A 20,664-nucleotide genomic window follows, 5' to 3' on the forward strand; every position below is an offset into this window, starting at 1 on the left:
CCGCATCACACGGGTCCGATGCGGGCCACAGGTTCTGGGTGGCCGCAAGTCACGCTAGAATGTCGCGTCCGTCGGCCCCTGTACCGGCTTCAACCCCACGCTCTGATCGATGACGCTGTTCTTCGCCGTAATGACCCCGTTCGTAGGCGCAGCCCTGGTTGCGCTGGCGTCCCGCTTCGGCCGCTCGCATTCGGCGTGGGCGGCCGGCGCCGTCACGCTGGCGGCGCTGGCGCTGCTGGCGCCGTCCGCGCACCTGCCCTTCGCCGGCGAGATGCTGATCCAGCAGCGCGACTGGATACCCGCGCTGGGACTCAACCTGTCCTTCCGCCTCGACGGCCTCGCGCTGCTGTTCGCCGGGCTGATTCTGGGCATCGGCCTGCTGATCGTGCTGTACGCGCGCTACTACCTGTCCGAGCGCGACAGCATGGGACGCTTCTACAGCTATCTGATGCTGTTCATGGGCTCGATGCTCGGCATCGTGCTGTCGGAAAACCTGATCCAGCTGCTGATCTTCTGGGAGCTCACCAGCCTGTCGTCCTTCCTGCTGATCAGCTACTGGCAGCATCGCGAGGAAGCCCGCCACGGCGCGCGCATGGCGCTGGCGGTCACCGGGCTGGGCGGCTTCGCGATGCTCGGCGGCTTCCTGCTGCTCGGCCACATCGTCGGCAGCTACGAACTCTCGGACGTGTTCGCTTCCGGCGACCTGATCCGAGAACATCCGCTTTACGTGCCGACGCTGCTGCTGATCCTGCTCGGCGTGTTCACCAAGTCGGCGCAGTTCCCCTTCCACTTCTGGCTGCCGCACGCGATGGCCGCGCCCACCCCGGTGTCGGCCTACCTGCATTCGGCGACCATGGTGAAGGCCGGCGTGTTTCTGCTGGCGCGCCTGTGGCCCGTGCTGTCGGGCACGCCGGAATGGTTCTGGCTGGTGAGCGGCGCGGGGCTCGCCACGCTCCTGCTCGGCGCCTACGTCGCGCTGTTCAAGCATGACCTGAAGGGGCTCCTGGCCTATTCGACCATCAGCCACCTTGGCCTGATCACCCTGCTGTTCGGCCTGTCGACGCCGCTCGCCGCGGTGGCCGGTGTATTCCACATCATCAACCACGCCATCTTCAAGGCTTCGCTGTTCATGGCGGCCGGCATCATCGATCACGAATCCGGCACCCGCGACATGCGGCGGCTGAACGGCCTGTGGAAGTTCATGCCCTATACCGCGACCCTGGCCATGGTGGCGGCCGCCGCGATGGCGGGCGTGCCGCTGATGAACGGCTTCCTGTCGAAGGAAATGTTCTTCGCCGAGGCGGTGCACATTGCCGAAGGCCATATCGGCGGTTGGCTGCTGCCCGCGCTGGTCACCCTGGCCGGCGCTTTTGCGGTGGCCTATTCGATCCGCTTCATCCACGACGTGTTCTTCAACGGCGAGCCGGTCGATCTGCCGAAGACGCCGCATGAGCCACCGCGCTGGATGAAAGTGCCGGTGGAAATCCTGGTGGTGCTGTGCCTGGTGGTGGGCATCGCGCCCGCGCTCACCGTCGCGCCGCTGTTGGCCGTGGCGGCCGAGGGCACGCTGCAGGCCGCGCTGCCCGAGTATCACTTGGCCCTGTGGCACGGCATCAACCCGGCGCTGGTCATGAGTCTGTTCGCGCTGGTGGGCGGCGCGCTGCTCTATCTCTCGCGCCATCCGCTGACAGCGTGGCATGAGCGCACCCTCGATCGCATCGACGCGCGCATCGCTTTCAACGCGCTGCAGGATGGCTTGTTCGCCCTCAGCCGCGGCATCACGCGGCTGATCGACACCGGTTCGCTGCAGCGCCAGGTGTTCCTGTTCCTGCTGGCCGCGCTGACGCTAGGCATCGTGCCCTGGCTGGCGAACGACACGCCGCTCACCGGCAACCGCGAAGGCCTGCCGCTCGACGCCGTCAGCCTGATCGCCGCCGGCGCCCTGATCGTCGCCACCTTCGCTACCGTGTGGTGGCACCGCCAGCGCTTCATCGCGCTCATCACCATCGGCGTGGTGGGCCTGGTGGTGTCGCTCGCCTTCATCAAGTTCTCCGCCCCCGACCTCGCGCTGACCCAGTTGTCGGTCGAGATCGTCACCATTGTTTTGCTGCTGCTGGCGCTCTACTTCCTGCCGCAGCAGGCGGCACCGGAAAAAGACCGCGGACGCGTGTGGCGCGACGGCGTGATCGCGCTGGTGGCTGGCAGCGGTGCCGCAGCGCTGGCGTGGGCGGTGCTGACCCGGCCCTACGACACCATCGCCGGCTACTTCCTCGAAAACAGCAAGCCGGGCGGCGGCGGCACCAACGTGGTCAACGTCATCCTGGTCGACTTCCGCGGCTACGATACGCTCGGCGAAATCACCGTGCTGGCGCTGGCCGGCCTTGGCATCGTGGCGCTGCTGCAGGGCCTGCAGCTGAACGCGCCGAGCCGCGATGCCGCCGGCCGCAGCTGGGATGCCGATGCCCACCCGGCGATCATGGCCACGCTCACCCGCATCCTGCTGCCGCTGGCGCTGCTGGTGGCGGTGTTCATCCTGTTGCGCGGCCACAACCAGCCGGGCGGCGGCTTCATCGCCGGCCTCATCACCGCGGTGGCGCTGATCGTGCAGTACCTCGCCAACGGCGCCGCGTGGACCCACCAGCGCATGGCATCCGACAGCCATCCGATGATCGCCTGGGGCTTGGGCATCGCGACCTTCACCGGTCTGGCGAGTTGGGCCTTCGACCATCCCTTCCTCACCTCGACCTTCGGCTACATGAACTGGCCGGTGGTCGGAAAATTCGAGCTCGCCTCGGCGATGGTGTTCGACCTTGGCGTCTTCCTCGTCGTCGTCGGCGCCACGCTGATGATCCTCACCGGCCTCGGCAGCCTGCACCGCGGCGAACCCCGCACTAAGGAGGCCCGCTGATGGAAGCGCTCATCGCCCTCGTCATCGGCGTGCTCACCGCGGGCGGCGTGTTCCTCGCGCTGCGCGGCCAGACCTTTCCGGTGGTGCTCGGGCTCACCCTGATGTCCTACGCCGTCAACCTGTTCCTGTTCGTCATGGGGCGCCTCGCCATTGGCGTGCCGCCGGTGATCAGCGACGCGGCCCAGGGCTACACCGACCCGCTGCCGCAGGCGCTGGTGCTCACCGCCATCGTCATCAGCTTCGGCATGACCGCTTTCGTCATCGTGCTGTCGCTCAAGGCGCGCGCCGAACTCGGCAACGACCATGTCGACGGTCACCACGAAGATAGCCCCGAGGGCCGGCATTGATGAACGCGCTCGCCCATCTGCCCATCCTGCCGGTGGTGCTGCCGCTTTTAATCGGCATCCTGCTGCTGGCGCTGCGCAGCGCGCCGCTCGCGCTGCAGCGCGGCATCAGCCTCGCCGCCGCGCTGGCGCTGATCCCGCTGGCGCTCGCGCTCAACGACGCGACCGCCGACGGCACCCATCTCGTCTACCTGCTCGGCAACTGGGTGGCGCCCTACGGCATTGTGCTGGTGGCCGACCGGCTGGCAGCGTGGATGCTGCTGACCACGGCCCTGCTCGCGGTGTTTGCGCTGGGCTATGCCGTGCGCGGCATCGACACCCAGGGCCGGCATTTCCACGTGCTGTTCCAGCTGCAGTTGTTCGGTCTGAACGGCGCCTTCCTCACCGGCGACCTGTTCAACCTGTTTGTCTTCTTCGAGATTTTGCTGCTCGCCTCCTACGGTCTGGTGCTGCACGGCGGCGGCCGCCATCGGGTCAAGGCCGGCCTGCATTACGTCGTCATCAACCTGGTCGGCTCGACCCTGTTCCTGTTCGCCGTCGGCACCCTGTACGGCGTCACCGGCACGCTCAACATGGCCGACCTCGCGGTCAAGCTGGCCGCGACGCCGGCGGAGCACGCGGCGCTGGTGCAATCCGCCGCCCTGCTGCTGTTCGGCGTATTCGCGTTGAAAGCCGCGCTGCTGCCGCTCTACCTGTGGCTGCCCGCCGCCTACGCCCACACCAGCGCCCCGGTAGCGGCGCTGTTCGCGATCATGACCAAGGTCGGCGCCTACAGCATCCTGCGCGTCTATAGCCTGATGGCCGGCGAAGCGGCCGGGCCGCTGACCGATCTGCTCGACGCCTGGCTGGCGCCGCTCGCACTCATTACGCTGGCGCTCGGCATGGCCGGCGCCGTGGCCAGCACCTCGCTCAAGCAGCAGGCGGCCTATCTGGTGGTGGCCTCGATCGGCACCCTGCTGCTGGCCTTCGGCCTGGGCAGCGCCGGCGCGCTCGCCGCCGGTCTCTACTACCTGCCGCACTCCACCTTCGCCGCGGCCGCGCTGTTCCTGCTGGCCGACAGCATCGCCCGCGCGCGCGGCGAACGCGACGACCGCTTCGAGTCCGGCCCCGCCCTGCCGCGCGCACGCCTGCTGGGCGGGCTGTTCTTCATCGTCGCCGTGGCCATCACCGGGCTGCCGCCGCTGTCGGGCTTCCTCGGCAAGTTCATGCTGCTGCAGGCCGCGCTCGACTCGCCGCTGCTGCCGTGGGTGTGGGGCGTGGTGCTGGTCACCGGTCTGGTGAGCGTGATCGCGCTGGCGCGCAGCGGCAGTCTGCTGTTCTACCGCACCTACACCGCGCACGACTCGGCGGCGCTGACCTCGCCCGCGAACGCGGCGCTGGCGCCGGTGGTCGGCCTGCTCGGACTGCTTATCGGTATGGTGATCTGGGCCGGGCCGCTGTCCGATCACGCCGCAGCCATCGCGGCGCAGCTGCTGGACCCGCGCCAATACATCGACGCCGTGCTGGGAGGACGGGGATGAGACGCCTGCTGCCGCACCCGCTGCTGAGCCTGTCGCTCGCCCTCCTGTGGCTGCTGCTGGTCAACGAGTTCTCCGCCGGCGCGCTCGTACTCGGCGCGCTGCTCGGCTGGCTGATTCCCTTCGCCACTTCGCGCTTCTGGCCGGAACGGATCCGCATTCGCCACACTGGCGTCCTGCTGCGCTTTCTCGGCGTGTTCTTCATCGACATCGTGCGCGGCAGTTTCCTGGTCGCCTGGCTGATCCTCAAGGGCCCCAAACGCCTGCGCCCGGCCTTCGTCGAGGTGCCGCTGGCGCTGAAGACCGATCTGGCGATCGGCCTGCTGGCCAACACCATCTCGCTGACGCCGGGCACGGTGTCGGCCAATCTGAGCGCGGACAAGCGCACCCTGATCGTGCACACGCTCGACACCGGCGACGCGGCCGCGCTGGTCGCCGAAATCAAGCAGCGCTACGAGACGCCGCTGAAACAGGTATTCGAAGAGGAGAACGCATGATGCTGGAGACCGTCATCCCGATCGCCTATGCGTTGGTCGCCCTGGCCTTCCTGCTGAGCTTCTGGCGGCTGATCCAGGGCCCGGACGCGCCCGACCGCATCCTCGCGCTCGACACCCTGTACGTGAACACCATCGCGCTCCTGGTGCTGCTCGGTATCCACCTCGGCAGCGCGATCTATTTCGAGGCGGCGCTCTTGATCGCAATGATGGGCTTTGTCGGCACCGTGGCGCTGTGCAAGTATCTGCTGCGCGGCGACATCATCGAATGAGGACCGGGCAACCATGATCGACATCCTGCTGTCCCTGCTGATTCTCACCGGCGCGATCTTCACCTTGATCGGCTCGCTCGGGCTGGCGCGCCTGCGCGATTTCTACACCCGCCTGCACGGCCCCACCAAGGCCACCACGCTGGGCGTCGGCTGCCTGCTGATCGCCTCCGCCGTGCACTTCAGCGTGCGCGAGGAAGGCGTCAGCCTGCACGAAGTGCTGGTCACGCTTTTCCTCTTCATCACCGCGCCGGTCTCCGCGCACCTGCTCGCCAAGGCGGCGCTGCACCTGAAGGTCAAGTCGCTCGCCGCCCTCCCCGCTCAGGACACCTCGACCGCGCCGGACCCGGCCCTGCAGCGCGATCCGGCGGATTGACTGCACGTATATTCGCGCCGCGGCCGCAATCAGGCCGGGAACCCGGACAGTCTGTCCGATTTCGGATCAGCCGCTTCAAGCCTCGCAGCCGGGGCAGGATCTTTTTTTAGGTCTAGAGTGAAGCCATGGCCGACCCGCTGCGCTTCCTGTCCCGACTTGTCCTGTTTACCTGCCTGACGCTGCTGCTGGCCGCCCCAGCGAGTGCGTCGGTGGTGCGGGTGCTGACGGTGCAGGGGGCGATCAGCCCGGCCAGCGCCGACTATCTGCTGCGCGGCATCAAGAAGGCGAACGACGACCAGGCGCATCTGATCGTGATCGAGATGGACACTCCGGGCGGGCTCGATACTGCGATGCGCGACATCATCAAGGCCATTCTGGCTTCCAGGGTTCCGGTGGCGACCTATGTCTCGCCGCAGGGTGCCCGCGCCGCCAGCGCCGGCACCTACATCCTGTATGCCAGCCACATCGCGGCGATGGCGCCAGCCACCAACCTGGGCGCGGCGACACCGGTCGAGCTGGCGCCGGCGGGCGGCGACAAGCCGGCCGCGCCGGACAAGCCCGACGCAACCCCGCCGGGCGATCCGAAAATGCGCAAGGCGGTGCATGACGCCGCCGCCTACATCCGAGGGCTGGCCGAGCTGCGCGGACGCAATGTCGAATGGGCCGAACGGGCCGTGCGCGAAGCCGTCAGCCTGCCAGCGTCCGACGCGCTGAAGCTGAAGGTGGTCGACCTGGTGGCGACCGATCTCGGCGACCTGCTGCGACAGGTCAACGGCCGCGCCATCCCAATGGAAAGCCGGCCGATGGATGGCCAGCAGACGGGTGGCCGGAGCGTCACCCTCGACACCGCGCAGGCCGAAATCGAGCGCGTCATGCCCGACTGGCGCAGCCGCCTGCTGGCGGTGATCGGCGACCCCGGCATTGCCTACATCCTGATGCTGCTCGGCATCTACGGGCTGATCTACGAATTCTCCAATCCCGGCATGCTGTTTCCCGGCGTGGTCGGCGGCATCTGCCTGCTGCTCGCGCTGTTCGCGCTGCAGGTCATGCCGATCAGCTATGCCGGGCTGGCGCTGATCATCCTCGGCATCGTGCTGATGATCTCGGAAGCCTTCATTCCCAGCTTCGGCGCGCTGGGGCTGGGCGGCATCGTCGCCTTCATCATCGGCTCGGTGATGCTGATCGACACTGACCTCCCGGGCTACGGCATCCCGTGGATGCTGATCGTTCCGGTGGCCTTGGCGAGCGCGCTGTTCAGCTTCTTTGTCGCCGGTATGGCGATCCGGGCGCGGGCGCGGCCGGTGGTCACCGGCGCGGAACAAATGATCGGCGCCACTGGCGAAATTCTGGAGGACCTGGAGCATGAAGGCTGGGCACGCGTCCACGGCGAGCAGTGGCGGGTGCGCAGCGCGGTACCGCTGCAACGCGGCAGCCGGGTGCAGGTGCGCGCCCGGCACGATCTGATACTCGACGTGGAAGCGGAAAAGGAGAATGGACATGTTTGAATTCGGCTGGATCACCCTCGTCTTTGTCATCATCGCGCTGCTGGTCGCCAGCATCCGCATCCTGCGCGAGTACGAGCGCGGCGTGGTGTTCATGCTGGGACGCTTCTGGAAAGTGAAGGGGCCGGGGCTGATCATCATCATTCCCGGCATCCAGCAGATGGTGCGGGTCGACCTGCGCACGGTGGTGTTCGACGTGCCGAGCCAGGACGTGATCTCGCGCGACAACGTCTCGGTCAAGGTCAACGCGGTGGTGTATTTCCGCGTCATCGATCCGGCCAAATCCATCCTGCAGGTGGAGGATTACCTGGTCGCCACCAGCCAGCTGGCGCAGACCACGCTGCGCGCAGTGCTGGGCAAGCACGAACTCGACGACATGCTGGCCGAGCGCGAACGCCTGAACCAGGACATCCAGCAGTTGCTCGACGCGCAGACCGACGCCTGGGGCATCAAGGTATCCAACGTCGAGATCAAGCACGTCGACATCGACGAAACCATGGTGCGCGCGATCGCCAAGCAGGCCGAGGCCGAGCGCGAACGGCGCGCCAAGGTGATCCATGCCGAGGGCGAGCTGCAGGCCTCGGAAAAACTGCTGGCCGCCGCCGAGGTCCTCGCCGGCCGGCCGCAGGCGATGCAGCTGCGCTATCTGCAGACGCTCGCCAACATCGCTGGCGACCGCACCAATACCATCGTCTTCCCGATGCCGGGGGAATTGATGAACCTGATGATGCGCAGCGGCAAGCCCGGCGAATAGCCGCCTGAAAAAACCACGCGGAATGCAGGGTTACGGTGGCATGCCGGCCCGCATCACGGTATGCTCAGCGCCAATCCCGAACGCATTCGGGAACCTGTGGGGTACGTATCCACTCAGTACCAGCACACTGTTTCGCAATTCTTCAAGAGGAGGTCAGATGAACCCGCAAGTCACCACCCTGGGCCGCAGCCAGTCTGCGGCGCTGTCGACCAACAAGGTTGTCAGAAACACCTACATGCTGCTGTCGATGACGCTGGCGTTCGCCGCGTTGACCGCCGGCGTCTCCATGTCGCTGAACCTGCCGCATCCCGGCCTCATCATCACCCTGGTGGGCTACTTTGGCCTGCTGTTCCTGACCAGCAAGTTCCGTAACAGCGGTCTGGGCATCGCCTTTGTGTTCGCCCTGACCGGTTTCATGGGCTACACGCTGGGCCCGATCCTCAACATGTACCTGTCGCTCCCCAACGGCGGGCAGGTGGTGATGATGGCGATGGGTGGCACTGCCGCGATCTTCCTCGGGCTGTCGGCCTACGTGATGACGACCCGCAAGGACTTCAGCTTCATGGGCGGCTTCCTGATGGTCGGCATCCTGGTCGCCTTCCTCGCCGGTCTCGGTGCCATCTTCTTCCAGATGCCCGGCCTGTCGCTGGCGGTCTCCGCGATGTTCGTACTGCTGATGTCCGGCCTCATCCTGTATGAGACCAGCAACATCATCCACGGCGGCGAGACCAACTACATCATGGCGACGGTCACGCTGTTCGTGTCGATCTTCAACCTGTTCACCAGCCTGTTGCACCTGCTGGGTTTTGCCAGCAACGATTAGTATCGTGACGGGCATGACGAAAACGGCACCGAACGCGGTGCCGTTTTTCATTGACACCCACTGCCATTTTGACGCGGCCGAGTTCGACGCCGACCGCGACGCCGAATACGCGCGCGCCGTCGCCGGTGGCGTCGGCACCCAGATCGTTCCGGCCGTCAGCCGCGACAATTTCGCCGCGGTGGCCGCCACCTGCGCACGCTATCCGGGCTGCCTGCCGGCCTGGGGGCTGCACCCGATGTACATCCACCAGCACCGCCCCGAGCATCTGGCTGACCTGCGCGCGCAGATCGAGACACAGCGCCCAGTCGCAGTGGGCGAAATCGGCCTCGATCTGTTCGTCAAAGACCTCGACTACGCCACCCAGGAGTACTTCTGCGTCGAGCAGCTGAAGATCGCGAAGGACCATGACCTGCCGGTGCTGCTGCACTGCCGCAAAGCCAACGATGAATTGCTCAAGCACTTGCGCAGGATCGGTGTGCGCGGCGGCATCGCGCATGCCTTCAACGGCAGCCCGCAGCAGGCCAAGGAATTCATCAAGCTGGGATTCAAACTGGGATTCGGCGGCGCTTTTACCTGGCCGCGCGCCAACAACCTGCGTCGGTTGGCGGCCGACCTGCCGTTGGACGCGATCGTGCTGGAAACCGACAGTCCCGACATTCCGCCGGTGTGGATCGGCCGCGGCCGCAACGCGCCGGGCGAACTGCCGCGCATTGCGCAGGTGCTGGCCGAATTGCGCGGGCTGGAGGTCGACGCAGTGGCGCAGGCCACGACGCGCAACGCCCGCGAACTTTTCCGCCTGGATTAGACAGGCCTTCAGTCAGCGTAGCCGAAATTGCCCACCCACTCGCCGCGACGGTAGTCGATGCTGAGCCAGTTGGGCACGTAGGGGCGCGGATTTTCCAGCGGGAAACGTTCCGAGGGTGGCGCGGCGCCGCCTTCGGCCACGCTGCACTTGCGCGTCATGATGGGCTTGAAGCGCACGGCGAGGCAGTCGCCGGCCGGCGTGGTGTCGTCGAGCGCCTCGCCGAAATACACCCGCTTGCGTAGCAGACAGGAAAACAGCAGTTCCATCTCGGCCACCAGCGGCGTTGCACGCCGAGCCAGCGCTTTTTGCGCCGCGGCGCTCAGGCGGATTTCCAGTGCTTTGTCGTGCAGGGTGATGTGCATGCCGGGCTCCCTCACAAGTTCCTACCGGTTTTATCGGCCACGATCGGGACCGACTTCAGTTCAGCCGCCGCCGGGCGGGCGCTCGAGGCGCCGGGTCTCGCCCACGCGCAGCACAAAGAACGCGTCCTCCGCCAGCCCGGCGGCCTGGCGCGCGGCCGCCAGATCGTGCGGCGCCTGGTCGAGCGCCTCGTCGGCCATCTCGAACGCGCCCCAGTGCACGCCCAGCGACTGGCGGGCGCCGAGGTCGCGGTGGATTTGCACCGCTTCCGCCGGGTCGACGTGCTGCGCCCGCATGAACCAGCGCGGCGCATAGGCGCCGATCGGCAGCGCAGCGAGATCGAAGGGGCCGAGGCGACGCGCGGTTTCCTTGAAATCGCCCGAATAGCCAGTATCGCCGGCAAAGTAGAAATTGAGGTCGGGCGCACGGATCGCCCAGCCGCCCCACAGGGTGCGGTTGCGGTCGAACAGGCTGCGCGCGCTCCAGTGCTGGACCGGCGTCAGGGTGAAGCGCACGCCGCCCAACTCGCCCTGTTCCCACCAGTCGAGTTCGGTGACGGTGTCGATGCCGAGGTCGGCAAACCAGGCTTTCAGCCCCAGCGGCACGAAAAAATGCAGGCTGCCGCCGCTGCGCTGGTGCAGTAGCCGCACGCTGTCGACGTCGAGGTGGTCGTAATGACTGTGCGAGATTACCACCGCATGAATCGCCGGCAGGTCCGACAGCGCTACGCCCGGCGGATGAAAACGTTTCGGCCCGGCAAAGCCGACCGGCGACGCGCGCTCGGAAAAATGTGGATCGGTCAGCACGTTGATGCCGCCCAGCCGCACCAGCACCGTGGCATGGCCAATCCAGGTGACACTAGGATTGCCCGCGGGCGTCTGCAGCAGCGCCAGATCGGGCGCCACCCGCCAGTCGCGGTGGGACGCGGCCGGTGGAGGCGGCAAGCCGGCCGTGCGGCGCGCCCATTGCCAGCGCCAGAAGCCCTCCCCGATGCGGGCATCCGGATCGATGTTGCGAAAGCCGTCCGGCGTGTGGTGCGGTCGGGCCGGGTCGTAGCGGGGATTGGCATGCATGCCGCAGCCGGTCAGCAGCAGCACGCACAGGCCGGCGAGGCCGACGGCCGCCGCGTTCACAGCCAGCGCCTCACCTGCGCCCGGTAGGCGCGGTACGCGTCGCCGAACTTTGCCTCCAGATGCGCTTCCTCGTGGCGAATCACGCCGTAGCGCAGCAGCACCCAGATCAGCGGCGCGAACAGCAGCGGCCAGAATGTCGCCAGCAGCATCGACACGCCCCCAAGGATGAACCAGTCGCCGACATAGATCGGATTGCGGCTGAAGCGGAATGGCCCGCCGGTGCACAGGCTGGACGCCGCCTTGTAGGGATTGACCGTGGTGCGGTGGCGCCAGAACGTCAGCAGCGTCCAGAAGAACAGCAGCAGCCCGATGCCCACCAGCATCCAGCCCAATGGCCGCGTCGCCAGGCCCCAGTCGAGCGGCAAGGCATGGACATGGCGATCGAGCCACCAACCGCCGATCAGGGCGGCAGCATACGGCGCGGGCGGCAGGATCCAGGTACGGGGGCGCGAGTGGGTTAAGTCAGTCATGCGGTTCTGCGGCGTGAAACGGTTTCTGCATGATACGCCGCGCGGGCCGGCTCCAGCCCGGCCCCGCATGCGGTCAACATGGAGATGCATCCAGTTGCTGGCATTCGCCAATCGCGCCTGCGCCTTGCGTATAACGATCCAGTAAACGACCCAGCGCCGAGGGCGTGGTCCAGCCAGAGCGCTCGATGCTGTCGAACGGCGGGACGCCGGCAATCAGGTTATGCACGGCCACGGCACAAAACAGGGGTGGCGTGGGCCCGGTCTGCTGCACGCGCTGCGCAATCACCGCAAAGGTGTCGGGCGCCAGGCGAAACCGGTACATCCGAATTTTCAGGCCATCGATCGTCTGGTAGCGCGCGTAATCCGCCAACGTCGGCCCGTCCCAGCTTTTGTCCTGGCCGCGCACGCCGAAATAGCTGCCCGCCGGATCGATTAATTTGTTGCCGGCGAACAGGCCCGCATGGTTGCCGCCGAACGCGTTGTCATTGACGACGACGACCACCTCGTTCGGCGCCGGCTCGGCAACGCTGACCGCCACATCGGGCGTGGGATGCGCGTTCCAGTTGGGCGCCTCCTGGGCATGCAACATGCCCGTGCCCAGCAGGCAAAGCAGAACAAGCCCGCGTTTCATGCGGCACGGCTGGCGCGATTGTGTCTCACCCGCATGTGCGGTCAGCGCAAATCCGATTGCGCCACGGCGCGCAGAAACTCATTGCGCTGCTGGTCGCTGGACCTGAAGCAGCCGGTGAAGGCCTGCGTCACCACGCGCTCGTCGCCGCGCCGGTCCTCGCCCAGCAGCAGGCACAGCTGCTCGGCCTCGATGATGCACGCCGCGCCCTGCGCCTGGCCGTGCGTCACCAGCGCCTCGGCGATGTCGCGCGTCATCCATTCCTGGTAGGTGAAGCGGTGGCCGATGGCGTCGACCATGCGCGCGATGCGGCCGAATCCGTGCAGGCGCCCGCCGGGAATGTAGGCGACATGTGCCACCCCGCGAAACGGCACCAAGTGGTGTGGGCACACGCCGTGCACCGCGATGCCGCGCACCACCACCATGTCGTCGCGGTCGTCGGCAAAGCCTTCGCCCAGCGCCGCCGCGGGTTCGATCGCGTAGCCGCCGAGCAGACGCTTTTGCCACAGCTCGCGCACCCGCTCGGCGGTGCGCCCGGTGTGTACCGAATCCGGCGCCACCCCGCAGGCGGCGAGCATGGCGTTGACCGCCTGCTCGAACGCCACCGGGTCGAACGCACCGACCTGCGGAATGCCGAGGCTGCCGCCGGCGCGCGGCACATGACAGTCGTCGTGGTCGCAGCGGTCGGTCATTGCTTGAGCGTCGCCTTCAGGAACTCCAGCGTGCGCGTCCACGAGTCGTTGTCGGCCGCGTTGTCGTACTTGAGCGGCAGGTTGAACTGCGCGGCATAACTGTCGGCCTCGCGGTTGGTGAAGGTGTGCTTCACACCGGGATAGCTCACGAACATGTAGTCGGCCTTGGCATTGTCCATTTCGGTCTTGAACGCATCGACCTGCTCCGGCGGCACGATGGGATCGGCGTCACCATGGAAGACGCGAATCTTCGCCTTGATCTCGCCGGGCTTGGGCGAGACGTCACTCGCCAGCACACCGTGGTAGCTGACCACCGATTTCAGCGGCATTCCCGCGCGCGCCATGTTGAGCACCACGCCGCCGCCGAAGCAGTAACCCAGCGCGGCGATCTCGCCTTTTTTCACATTGGGCTGCCTGTCGAGAAACGCGCGAGCGGCATCGAAACGTGCGTAAGCCAGCGGCGGATTGCGGTTCACGTTGCCGGCCAGCGCGCCGGCATCCTTGGGATTGTCCGCAACCTGCCCGTCGCCGTACATGTCGACCACCATCGCCACGTAGCCCTCTTCCGCCAGCATCCGCGCGCGTTTTTTCGCGTAGTCGTTGGCGCCCCACCATTCCGGCACCACCAGCACGCCGGCGCGCCGGCCCTTGACGGCATCGTCATACGCCAGATAGCCCTTCATGGCAGTCTCGCCCGCCTTGTAGGTGACATCTTTGCCGACCACCGCAGCGAGGGCGGACGAGGTGAAAAACAACAATGACAGCGCAAGTGCGGTTTTCATGGGCGTCTCCGGGCGTTAAGCGGTCGCGATGCGACCGGGTTGATCAAGCCTCAAAGCATACCGCGGCGGCAGGCGCAATAACAACCGCATTCCCACCACGGCCATGCGCGCATGCTGTGCGCGATGGCGGTCCGGCGTACACTCGCGGCTCCACCCGCACGCCCGACTGCCATGACCGACCCCATCCGCCTTGCCAAGCGCGTCGCCGAACTGCGCGCCTGCTCGCGCCGCGAAGCCGAGCAGTTGATCACCGGCGGTTGGGTGAAAGTGGATGGCATCGTGATCGAGGAACCGCAGTTCCGCGTCACCGACCAGATTATTGAGATCGATCCGCAGGCTGATCCCGCTCAGGCCGAGCCGGTTACGTTGCTGCTGCACAAGCCCCCTGGCTTTCAATCGACCGATGGCGAGCAGTCGGCATCGCAGTTGCTCACCCCCGCCACCCTGTGGAGCGAAGCGGCCTCCGGCATCCACCCGCTGAAAAAGCATTTCACCCGGCTCGCCTTGTGCGTGCCCCTGGAGCCTTCCGCCAGCGGCCTGCTGGTCTTCACCCAGGACTGGCGCGTGGCGCGCAAGCTGACCGAGGATGCGGCCACGCTGGAACACGAAGTCATTGTCGAGGTTGCGGGCGAACTCGCGCCCAACGGACTCAAGCGTCTGAACCGGGGCATTCCCTATCAAGGCCGCACCCCGGCCGCCATCAAGGTCAGCTGGCAAAACGAAACCCGATTGCGGGTGGCGCTGAAAGGCGCACAGCCGGGGCAGATCGCGCATCTGTGCGAAGCCGTCGGCCTGCAGGTACTGTCGATGAAACGGATCCGGCTCGGCCGCGTTCCGCTGGGAAAACTGCCGTCCGGGCAGTGGCGCTATCTGCGCGAAGACGAACGCTTTTGAGCGGCGCCCCTGAAGCGGGTTTGCATCCTGCCGCCACACGTTCCATGATGCAGTCATGCCATCGATGCGGGAGCGAACGCCATGAATACGAATGCCTCTCCAGCCGGGACCCGACGCCAGTTCAGCCGCATTGAATTCGACGCCGGCGTTGTCCTCAACACCTTCCCCGGCCGACACGAATGCCGGCTGGTGGACATCTCGCTGAAAGGCGCGCTGGTCGAGCGCCTGCTGCCCTGGCAGGTCCGCCTCGGCGACCCGTGCAGCCTCGTCGTTCACCTGTCAAAAAACGGCCCCGCCATCCACATGTCGGGCGAGATCGCCCATGTGGAACAGGGCCGGCTCGGCATGCACTGCACGGAAATCGACCTCGAAAGCGTCACCAATCTGCGGCGCCTGGTGGAATTGAACCTGGGCGACGAAGCCGCGCTGCAGCGCGAGCTTTCCGCCATGGTCGGCATCGACGCGGCAGGCATCGACGCCCCCGTCCCGCCCGACGCGCCGACCTAATCCGGCAGAAACAGCGCCAGCAGGTCGTTCAGAAAACGCTGCCCCGGCAGCGTCGGCCGGAGCCGGGTCGCATCGCGCTCGAGCAGGCCCTGCGCACGCGCCCGCTCAAGCGCTGCAGTGCAGACGATCAAGGGCAGGCCGGTGCGTTCCTCGAACAAGGCGGCGGGCACGCCTTCAGTCAAGCGCAACACATTCATCATGAACTCGAACGGCAGGTCTGCGCGCGTGAGAACGCGGACGTCGGCCACATGGGCATCAGCCTGCACCGCATCCATGTATTGCTGCGGATGCTTCACGCGCATCTGCCGCACGATGCGGTCGTGGAAACTGAGCTTGGAATGGGCGCCGGCACCGATCCCGAGGTAGTCGCCGAACTGCCAGTAGTTGAGGTTGTGGCGACTGGCGTGGCCAGGCCGGGCATAGGCCGAGGTTTCGTAGTGCTGCATGCCGGCGTCGCGTAGCCGCGTGTCGATCGCCTGCTGCATGTCGGCGGCGAGGTCGTCATCCGGCAACCTGGGCGGCGCGGTGTGGCCGAACGGCGTATTGGGCTCGAGCGTCAGGTGATAGGCCGACAGGTGTGGCGGCTGGAAAGTCAGCGCGCAGTCGATGTCCGCCAGCGCCTCGTCCAGCGTCTGGTCGGGCAGCGCATACATCAGGTCGAGGTTGAAGGTGTCGAAATGGGTGGCGGCGAGTTCGGTGGCGCGGCGTGCCTCGGCATCGTCATGGATGCGTCCCAGCGCCTTGAGATGGCGCGGATTGAAGCTCTGGATGCCGAGCGATACACGCGTCACGCCCGCGGCGCGGAAGCCGGAGAACTTGGCCGCTTCCACGGTGCCGGGGTTGGCCTCGAGCGTGATTTCCGCATTCGGCATCAGCTGTGTCAGGGTACGCACGCCGGTCAGGATGCGGTCGATGCCATCGGCCGAAAACAGGCTGGGCGTACCGCCGCCGAAAAATACCGTGTGGACTCTGCGACCCCAGATGTCGGGCAGCGCGCGTTCCAGGTCCAGCAGCAACGCGTCGATATAAGCCGCCTCGGGGAGCGTTGGCGCCGCGTGCGAATTGAAGTCGCAATACGGGCATTTCTTCACGCACCACGGCAGGTGGATGTAGAGCGACAGCGGCGGCGACACCTTGAGGCCGCCGTTGGCGAGATGGATGACGCTTTCAGCCAAACCGTCTCAGCTTGTCGGCCAGTTCGCGAAGCGCCTGGCCGCGATGCGAGATGGCATTTTTCTCATCTTCGCCCAGCTCGGCGCCGGTCTTGCCCAGTTGCGGCAGCAGGAAATACGGGTCGTAGCCAAAGCCGCCCTCACCACGCGGGGTATCGATGATTTCTCCGTGCCAGCGGCCCTCGGCGATCAGCGGTTCGGGGTCGTCGCCGTAGCGCACCAGCACCATCACGCAGTAGTAGTGCGCGCGCCGGTTCGCCTGTCCGACAAGTGCGGCGATCAGCTTTTCGTTGTTGCGCGCATCGGATTTCGGCTCGCCCGCATAGCGCGCGGAGTACACCCCAGGTGCGCCATTGAGTGCCGCGACGCAGATTCCGGAATCGTCGGCCAGTGCCGGCAGGCCGGTGTGTTCGCTGGCGTGGCGCGCCTTGGCGAGGCAGTTCTCGATGAAGGTGACATGCGGCTCGGGACATTCAGGAACGCCGAAGTCGGACTGCGGCGCCGCGGTGATGGCGAGCGGTTCGAGTATGCGCGCGATCTCGCGCAGCTTGCCGGCGTTGCCGGAAGCGATGACGAGCTTTCTCATGCCGCCAGCGCCCGGTGCTGGGCCAGGGTGATCTCGGCGATGCCGGCGGTGGCGAGGTCGAGCAGGGCCTCGAGGGTGGCACGCGAAAACGGCGCGCCTTCGGCGGTGCCCTGCACTTCGACCATGCCGCCGGTGCCGGTCATCACCACGTTCATGTCGGTGTCGCAGCCGAAGTCCTCGACATAGTCGAGGTCGAGCACCGGCTGGCCCTGGAACACGCCGACCGAGACGGCGGCGATGCTGTCGGTGAGCGGGGTTTCGCTCAGCGCGCCGCTTGCAAGCAGACCGGCGACCGCGTCGGCCACCGCCACCCAGGCGCCGCAAATGCTGGCACAGCGGGTGCCACCGTCGGCCTGTAGCACGTCGCAGTCGATGTGCAGGGTGCGCTCGCCGAGCTTCTTCAGGTCGACCACGGCCCTGAGGCTGCGCCCGATCAGGCGCTGGATTTCCTGGGTGCGACCGGACTGCTTGCCGCGCGCGGCTTCGCGGTCGGTGCGGGTGTGGGTAGAGCGCGGCAGCATGCCGTATTCGGCGGTCACCCAGCCTTCGCCGCTGCCTTTCTTGTGTGGCGGAATCTTGTCGAGCACGCTGGCGGTGCACAGCACCCGGGTGTCGCCCATCGAAACCAGCACCGAGCCTTCGGCGTGCTTGGTGAACTGGCGGTTGAAAGTCAGCGTGCGCAGCGCGTTGGGCGCGCGGCCGCTGGGGCGAACAATCGGGTTGGACATGGCGGAGGGCTCAAAACGGAAAGCGCGATTTTACCGCGCCGCGCGCGTGCCGCCGCAGTTCCCCGGCAAACCGCCTACTTGCTGGAAATTTTCTGGATGGCCTGCTGGATTTCAGCGATGGCGCGTTCGATCTCGTCGTCCGACACCGCCGGCGTACCGGGCACCGGACGCAACGCATTGATCTGCGTGGTGACGCCGCCGTCCGGCAGCGCCAGGGTGGAAATGGAATCCTTGCTCGGCATCCGCGCCTCGCCCCAGGTCATCGCGATCAGGCTGAGATTGTCGCCGTGCTCGCCGCCGCGAAATTCGGCGTGGTCCATCAGGTGGCGCACCGCATCCTCCAGCGTGTAGGCATGCAGCAACGCGGCCACTTCGGGAATGCTGACCATGCCCCAGATGCCATCGGTGCACAGCAGCATCGTATCGGCGTCGTGCAGCGGAATCGGCGCACCGCATTCGACATGCGGCGCGACGTAGCCGCCCAGGCAGTTGGAGACCTTGTTGCGCTCCGGGTGATGCCCCGCCTCCTCCTCGCTGATAATGCCGTCCCGCACCAGCTGGGCGACCGCGGTATGGTCTTCGGTGCGCGCAATCAGGCTGCCATCGCTGAACAGGTAAAAGCGCGAATCGCCCACGTGCGACCAGTAGACCGTGTTGTCCTGCACCACCGCCACGACCAGGGTGGTATGGGGGATTTCCAGCAGGTCCTGTTCGACCGCGTAATCGTTGATTGCATAGTGTGCGCGCTCGCCGGCTTCGGTCAGGAACAGCATCGGATCGTCCAGCCGCGGCTTGGCGTGCTTCTGGAACTGCTCGGTCAGCGTCTGCACCGCGATCTGCGCGGCAATCTCACCGTGCATGTGGCCGCCCATGCCGTCGGCCACCACCATCAGCAGGGCCTCGCGACTGTAGGAATAGGCAACCCGGTCCTGGTTGTTCTTGCGCCCGCCCTGGCGGGATGCCTGGTAAATGGTGAATTTCATGAAAACTCTCTAAAACAATTCCTTGCGCAGCGAACGCTTGATGCTGGAAAGCAGCGAGGCGCGCGGCGGCGTCATCGCAGTACGGTCCATCAGCACCTTTTGCAGGCTGAACACGCTCTGCGGGCGCTCCATGTAGTTGAGCTTGAGGCAGTGGTCGATGGTTTCGAGCAGCTGGTCAGAATAAGCGCCGCGCCAGTTCTCCTGTGCCGGCATCAGCTTGTCGTTGAGCAGGCGCGCATCGGCCGCCTGCGGCGGATAGCCGGCCAGACAAGCATACAGGCTGGCGCCGATGCTGTAGATATCGGTCCACGGCCCTAGCCGCTCGCGGTTGTGATACTGCTCGGGTGCGGCGAAACCGGGCGTGTACATGGGCTGCAGCTTGCTTTCCTCCTGCGAGAGCGTCTGCCGCGCCGCACCAAAATCGATCAGCACCGGCGACCCGTCGAGGCGAACGTAGAGGTTGGACGGCTTGATGTCCAGATGCAGCAGCTTGTGCGTATGCACCTCGCGCAGGCCATTCAACAACTGCGCGAACACGCGCCGGATGAAGCTTTCGCGGATGGTGCCGCGGTTGGCCTGGATGTGCTGCTGCAGGGTCTTGCCGCGTTCGAAGCGCATCACCATGTAGACGGTGTCGTTGGCGCGGAAGAAGTTGGTCACCCGGATGACGTTGGGATGGTCGATGCGCGCCAGCGCGCGGCCTTCCTCGAAGAAGCACTTCAGGCCATGGCGGAAAATGTTGTTGTTCTCGGTCGAGCTGGCCTGCACGATGACCGAGCCCTCGGTGCGCAGCACCAGCGCGCCCGGCAGGTATTCCTTGATCGCCACCGACTGGTTGTCGTCGTCGCGCGCCAGGTAGACCATGCTGAAGCCGCCGCCGCCGATCTTGCGGACGATGGTGTATTCGTTGAGCCGGTATCCGTTGGGGAGCGGCTGGTTAGGTTGAGTCGCCATAGTCGAACGTCTATTATCTTTTCTTTTATGCCTGTGGGTCGGCTCTGCCGATGGCGCGCCGGATCCAACCGGCAATCCTCATTTATAACCCAATTCAAGAGCTTACATGACAGCCAGCATGACCGGGTTCGCCGCCCGCAGCCTCAACTCCGATCATGCCAGTGTCAGCGTTGACCTGCGCAGCGTCAACCAGCGCTATCTGGAACTGCATTTCCGCCTGGCCGACGAATTCCGTCCGCTGGAGCCGCAACTGCGCGAGCTGCTCAATCAGCGCCTGGCCCGGGGCAAGGTCGAATGCCGGATCGGCCTGGTGCTGCCGTCTGTAGCCTCGCTGGATAACGGCCTGAACCCGGCCATTCTTGAGCGTCTGGTGCACTGGCAGGACGAGGTGCTGCCGCGCCTGCCGGGCGCCGCCCCGCTCTCCGTGCACGAGGTGCTGCGTTGGCCCGGCGCGGTGCAAACCGCCGCCCTGTCGCAGGACGCGCTGAACGAGGCGGCGCTGGCCGCGATGGGCGCGGCCCTCGACGACCTGGTGGACAGCCGCCGGCGCGAGGGCCTCCGCCTGCGCCAGCACATTCTCGACCGCCTGGCAGCCGCCGAAGCCCAGGTGGACGGCCTCAAGCCGCTGCTGCCGGCGCTGGCCGCCACCCAGCGCGAAAAGCTGGCCGAACGACTGCGCGACGCGCTCGGTGAGGCCGGCCACGAGCGGCTGGCGCAGGAAGTCGCACTGGCGGCGCAAAAAGCCGACATCGACGAGGAATGTTCGCGCCTCGTCACCCACTTCACCGAGGTGCGGCGCGTGCTCGACCAGGCCGGCGCGGTTGGCAAACGGCTCGACTTCCTGATGCAGGAACTCCACCGCGAGGCCAATACGCTGGGTTCGAAGTCGGTGGCGGTCGAAACCTCGCGCGTCTCGCTTGAACTCAAGGTGCTGATCGAGCAGATGCGCGAACAAGTCCAGAATATCGAATAACCCCGCAACG

Annotated in this window: 24 protein-coding genes; 13 read left to right on the forward strand and 11 right to left on the reverse strand. The window is 66.3% G+C overall.

All coding sequences use genetic code 11. The features are described 5' to 3' along the window. Positions 1-109 precede the first annotated feature (109 nt). From Q8R61_RS14570 to Q8R61_RS14615, 10 genes are all read left to right on the forward strand, one after another. Entirely contained in the window at positions 110-2,908 is a 2,799-nt protein-coding gene (locus tag Q8R61_RS14570) for a monovalent cation/H+ antiporter subunit A (RefSeq protein WP_305538545.1), read from the forward strand. Next, on the forward strand, positions 2,908-3,255 hold the full coding sequence (locus Q8R61_RS14575) for a Na+/H+ antiporter subunit C (RefSeq protein ID WP_305538547.1): 348 nt from the start codon (positions 2,908-2,910) through the stop codon (positions 3,253-3,255). The genes Q8R61_RS14570 and Q8R61_RS14575 overlap by 1 nt, the downstream gene beginning before the upstream one ends. Next, positions 3,255-4,772, forward strand: coding sequence for a monovalent cation/H+ antiporter subunit D (locus Q8R61_RS14580; RefSeq protein WP_305538549.1), 1,518 nt, complete (start codon positions 3,255-3,257; stop codon positions 4,770-4,772). Before Q8R61_RS14575 ends, Q8R61_RS14580 begins: the two co-directional genes overlap by 1 nt. Continuing rightward, a complete protein-coding gene (locus Q8R61_RS14585; protein ID WP_305538551.1) occupies positions 4,769-5,266 on the forward strand; it encodes a Na+/H+ antiporter subunit E in 498 nt (165 codons plus the stop codon). The genes Q8R61_RS14580 and Q8R61_RS14585 overlap by 4 nt, the downstream gene beginning before the upstream one ends. Then, positions 5,266-5,535, forward strand: coding sequence for a K+/H+ antiporter subunit F (locus tag Q8R61_RS14590; RefSeq protein ID WP_305538622.1), 270 nt, complete (start codon positions 5,266-5,268; stop codon positions 5,533-5,535). The genes Q8R61_RS14585 and Q8R61_RS14590 overlap by 1 nt, the downstream gene beginning before the upstream one ends. A gap of 13 nt (positions 5,536-5,548) precedes the next feature. Next, the gene (locus Q8R61_RS14595) at positions 5,549-5,908 is read left to right on the forward strand and encodes a Na+/H+ antiporter subunit G (RefSeq protein WP_305538553.1); all 360 of its coding nucleotides are present in this window, start codon (positions 5,549-5,551) and stop codon (positions 5,906-5,908) included. 125 nt (positions 5,909-6,033) lie between these two features. Then, complete coding sequence (locus tag Q8R61_RS14600; protein WP_305538555.1) at positions 6,034-7,413, forward strand: nodulation protein NfeD; 1,380 nt, start codon at positions 6,034-6,036, stop codon at positions 7,411-7,413. Then, on the forward strand, positions 7,406-8,164 hold the full coding sequence (locus Q8R61_RS14605) for a slipin family protein (protein WP_305538558.1): 759 nt from the start codon (positions 7,406-7,408) through the stop codon (positions 8,162-8,164). Before Q8R61_RS14600 ends, Q8R61_RS14605 begins: the two co-directional genes overlap by 8 nt. 157 nt (positions 8,165-8,321) lie before the next feature. Continuing rightward, on the forward strand, positions 8,322-8,987 hold the full coding sequence (locus Q8R61_RS14610; RefSeq protein ID WP_305538560.1) for a Bax inhibitor-1/YccA family protein: 666 nt from the start codon (positions 8,322-8,324) through the stop codon (positions 8,985-8,987). 13 nt (positions 8,988-9,000) lie between these two features. Next, positions 9,001-9,792, forward strand: coding sequence for a TatD family hydrolase (locus tag Q8R61_RS14615; RefSeq protein WP_305538562.1), 792 nt, complete (start codon positions 9,001-9,003; stop codon positions 9,790-9,792). An 8-nt stretch (positions 9,793-9,800) separates the two neighbouring features. Here Q8R61_RS14615 and Q8R61_RS14620 read toward each other — a convergent pair whose 3' ends face one another. The 6 genes from Q8R61_RS14620 to Q8R61_RS14645 form a co-directional block, all read right to left on the reverse strand. Continuing rightward, positions 9,801-10,154 carry a hypothetical protein gene (locus Q8R61_RS14620; RefSeq protein ID WP_305538564.1) on the reverse strand — a complete coding sequence of 118 codons (354 nt, stop codon included), beginning with the start codon at positions 10,152-10,154 and terminating at the stop codon, positions 9,801-9,803. A 60-nt stretch (positions 10,155-10,214) separates the two neighbouring features. After that, on the reverse strand, positions 10,215-11,285 hold the full coding sequence (locus tag Q8R61_RS14625) for an MBL fold metallo-hydrolase (protein ID WP_305538566.1): 1,071 nt from the start codon (positions 11,283-11,285) through the stop codon (positions 10,215-10,217). Beyond that, entirely contained in the window at positions 11,282-11,755 is a 474-nt protein-coding gene (locus Q8R61_RS14630; protein ID WP_305538568.1) for an isoprenylcysteine carboxylmethyltransferase family protein, read from the reverse strand. Before Q8R61_RS14630 ends, Q8R61_RS14625 begins: the two co-directional genes overlap by 4 nt. 73 nt (positions 11,756-11,828) lie before the next feature. After that, positions 11,829-12,386, reverse strand: a complete 558-nt coding sequence (locus tag Q8R61_RS14635) for a hypothetical protein (protein WP_305538570.1) — start codon at positions 12,384-12,386, stop codon at positions 11,829-11,831. Positions 12,387-12,427: 41 nt separating this feature from the next. Beyond that, positions 12,428-13,075: a GTP cyclohydrolase I FolE gene (gene folE / locus Q8R61_RS14640; protein WP_305538572.1), complete on the reverse strand. Its 648-nt coding sequence runs from the start codon at positions 13,073-13,075 to the stop codon at positions 12,428-12,430. Beyond that, positions 13,072-13,857 carry a dienelactone hydrolase family protein gene (locus Q8R61_RS14645; RefSeq protein ID WP_305538574.1) on the reverse strand — a complete coding sequence of 262 codons (786 nt, stop codon included), beginning with the start codon at positions 13,855-13,857 and terminating at the stop codon, positions 13,072-13,074. The genes folE and Q8R61_RS14645 overlap by 4 nt, the downstream gene beginning before the upstream one ends. 171 nt (positions 13,858-14,028) lie before the next feature. Here Q8R61_RS14645 and Q8R61_RS14650 point away from each other — a divergent pair, with 171 nt between their 5' ends. After that, positions 14,029-14,751 carry an rRNA pseudouridine synthase gene (locus tag Q8R61_RS14650; protein WP_305538576.1) on the forward strand — a complete coding sequence of 241 codons (723 nt, stop codon included), beginning with the start codon at positions 14,029-14,031 and terminating at the stop codon, positions 14,749-14,751. A gap of 81 nt (positions 14,752-14,832) precedes the next feature. After that, positions 14,833-15,258 carry a PilZ domain-containing protein gene (locus tag Q8R61_RS14655; protein WP_305538578.1) on the forward strand — a complete coding sequence of 142 codons (426 nt, stop codon included), beginning with the start codon at positions 14,833-14,835 and terminating at the stop codon, positions 15,256-15,258. Here the strand turns inward: Q8R61_RS14655 and hemW are convergent. The 5 genes from hemW to Q8R61_RS14680 all read right to left on the reverse strand — a co-directional run bounded on the left by hemW (position 15,255) and on the right by Q8R61_RS14680 (position 19,681). After that, entirely contained in the window at positions 15,255-16,433 is a 1,179-nt protein-coding gene (gene hemW, locus Q8R61_RS14660) for a radical SAM family heme chaperone HemW (RefSeq protein ID WP_305538580.1), read from the reverse strand. The two genes, Q8R61_RS14655 and hemW, sit on opposite strands and share 4 nt — an antisense overlap. Then, positions 16,426-17,016 (reverse strand): RdgB/HAM1 family non-canonical purine NTP pyrophosphatase, encoded by a 591-nt coding sequence (gene rdgB, locus Q8R61_RS14665; RefSeq protein WP_305538582.1) that lies wholly within the window; start codon positions 17,014-17,016, stop codon positions 16,426-16,428. Before rdgB ends, hemW begins: the two co-directional genes overlap by 8 nt. After that, positions 17,013-17,744: a ribonuclease PH gene (gene rph, locus Q8R61_RS14670; RefSeq protein WP_305538584.1), complete on the reverse strand. Its 732-nt coding sequence runs from the start codon at positions 17,742-17,744 to the stop codon at positions 17,013-17,015. The genes rdgB and rph overlap by 4 nt, the downstream gene beginning before the upstream one ends. A gap of 74 nt (positions 17,745-17,818) precedes the next feature. After that, complete coding sequence (locus tag Q8R61_RS14675) at positions 17,819-18,727, reverse strand: PP2C family serine/threonine-protein phosphatase (RefSeq protein ID WP_305538586.1); 909 nt, start codon at positions 18,725-18,727, stop codon at positions 17,819-17,821. A gap of 9 nt (positions 18,728-18,736) precedes the next feature. Next, the gene (locus Q8R61_RS14680; RefSeq protein WP_305538588.1) at positions 18,737-19,681 is read right to left on the reverse strand and encodes a serine/threonine-protein kinase; all 945 of its coding nucleotides are present in this window, start codon (positions 19,679-19,681) and stop codon (positions 18,737-18,739) included. 106 nt (positions 19,682-19,787) lie between these two features. Between Q8R61_RS14680 and Q8R61_RS14685 the strand changes: the two genes are divergently transcribed. Beyond that, positions 19,788-20,654: a YicC/YloC family endoribonuclease gene (locus tag Q8R61_RS14685; protein WP_305538589.1), complete on the forward strand. Its 867-nt coding sequence runs from the start codon at positions 19,788-19,790 to the stop codon at positions 20,652-20,654. Positions 20,655-20,664 lie beyond the last annotated feature (10 nt).

The sequence above is a fragment of the Thiobacillus sp. genome (assembly GCF_030696885.1).
Taxonomy (GTDB): domain Bacteria; phylum Pseudomonadota; class Gammaproteobacteria; order Burkholderiales; family Thiobacillaceae; genus Thiobacillus.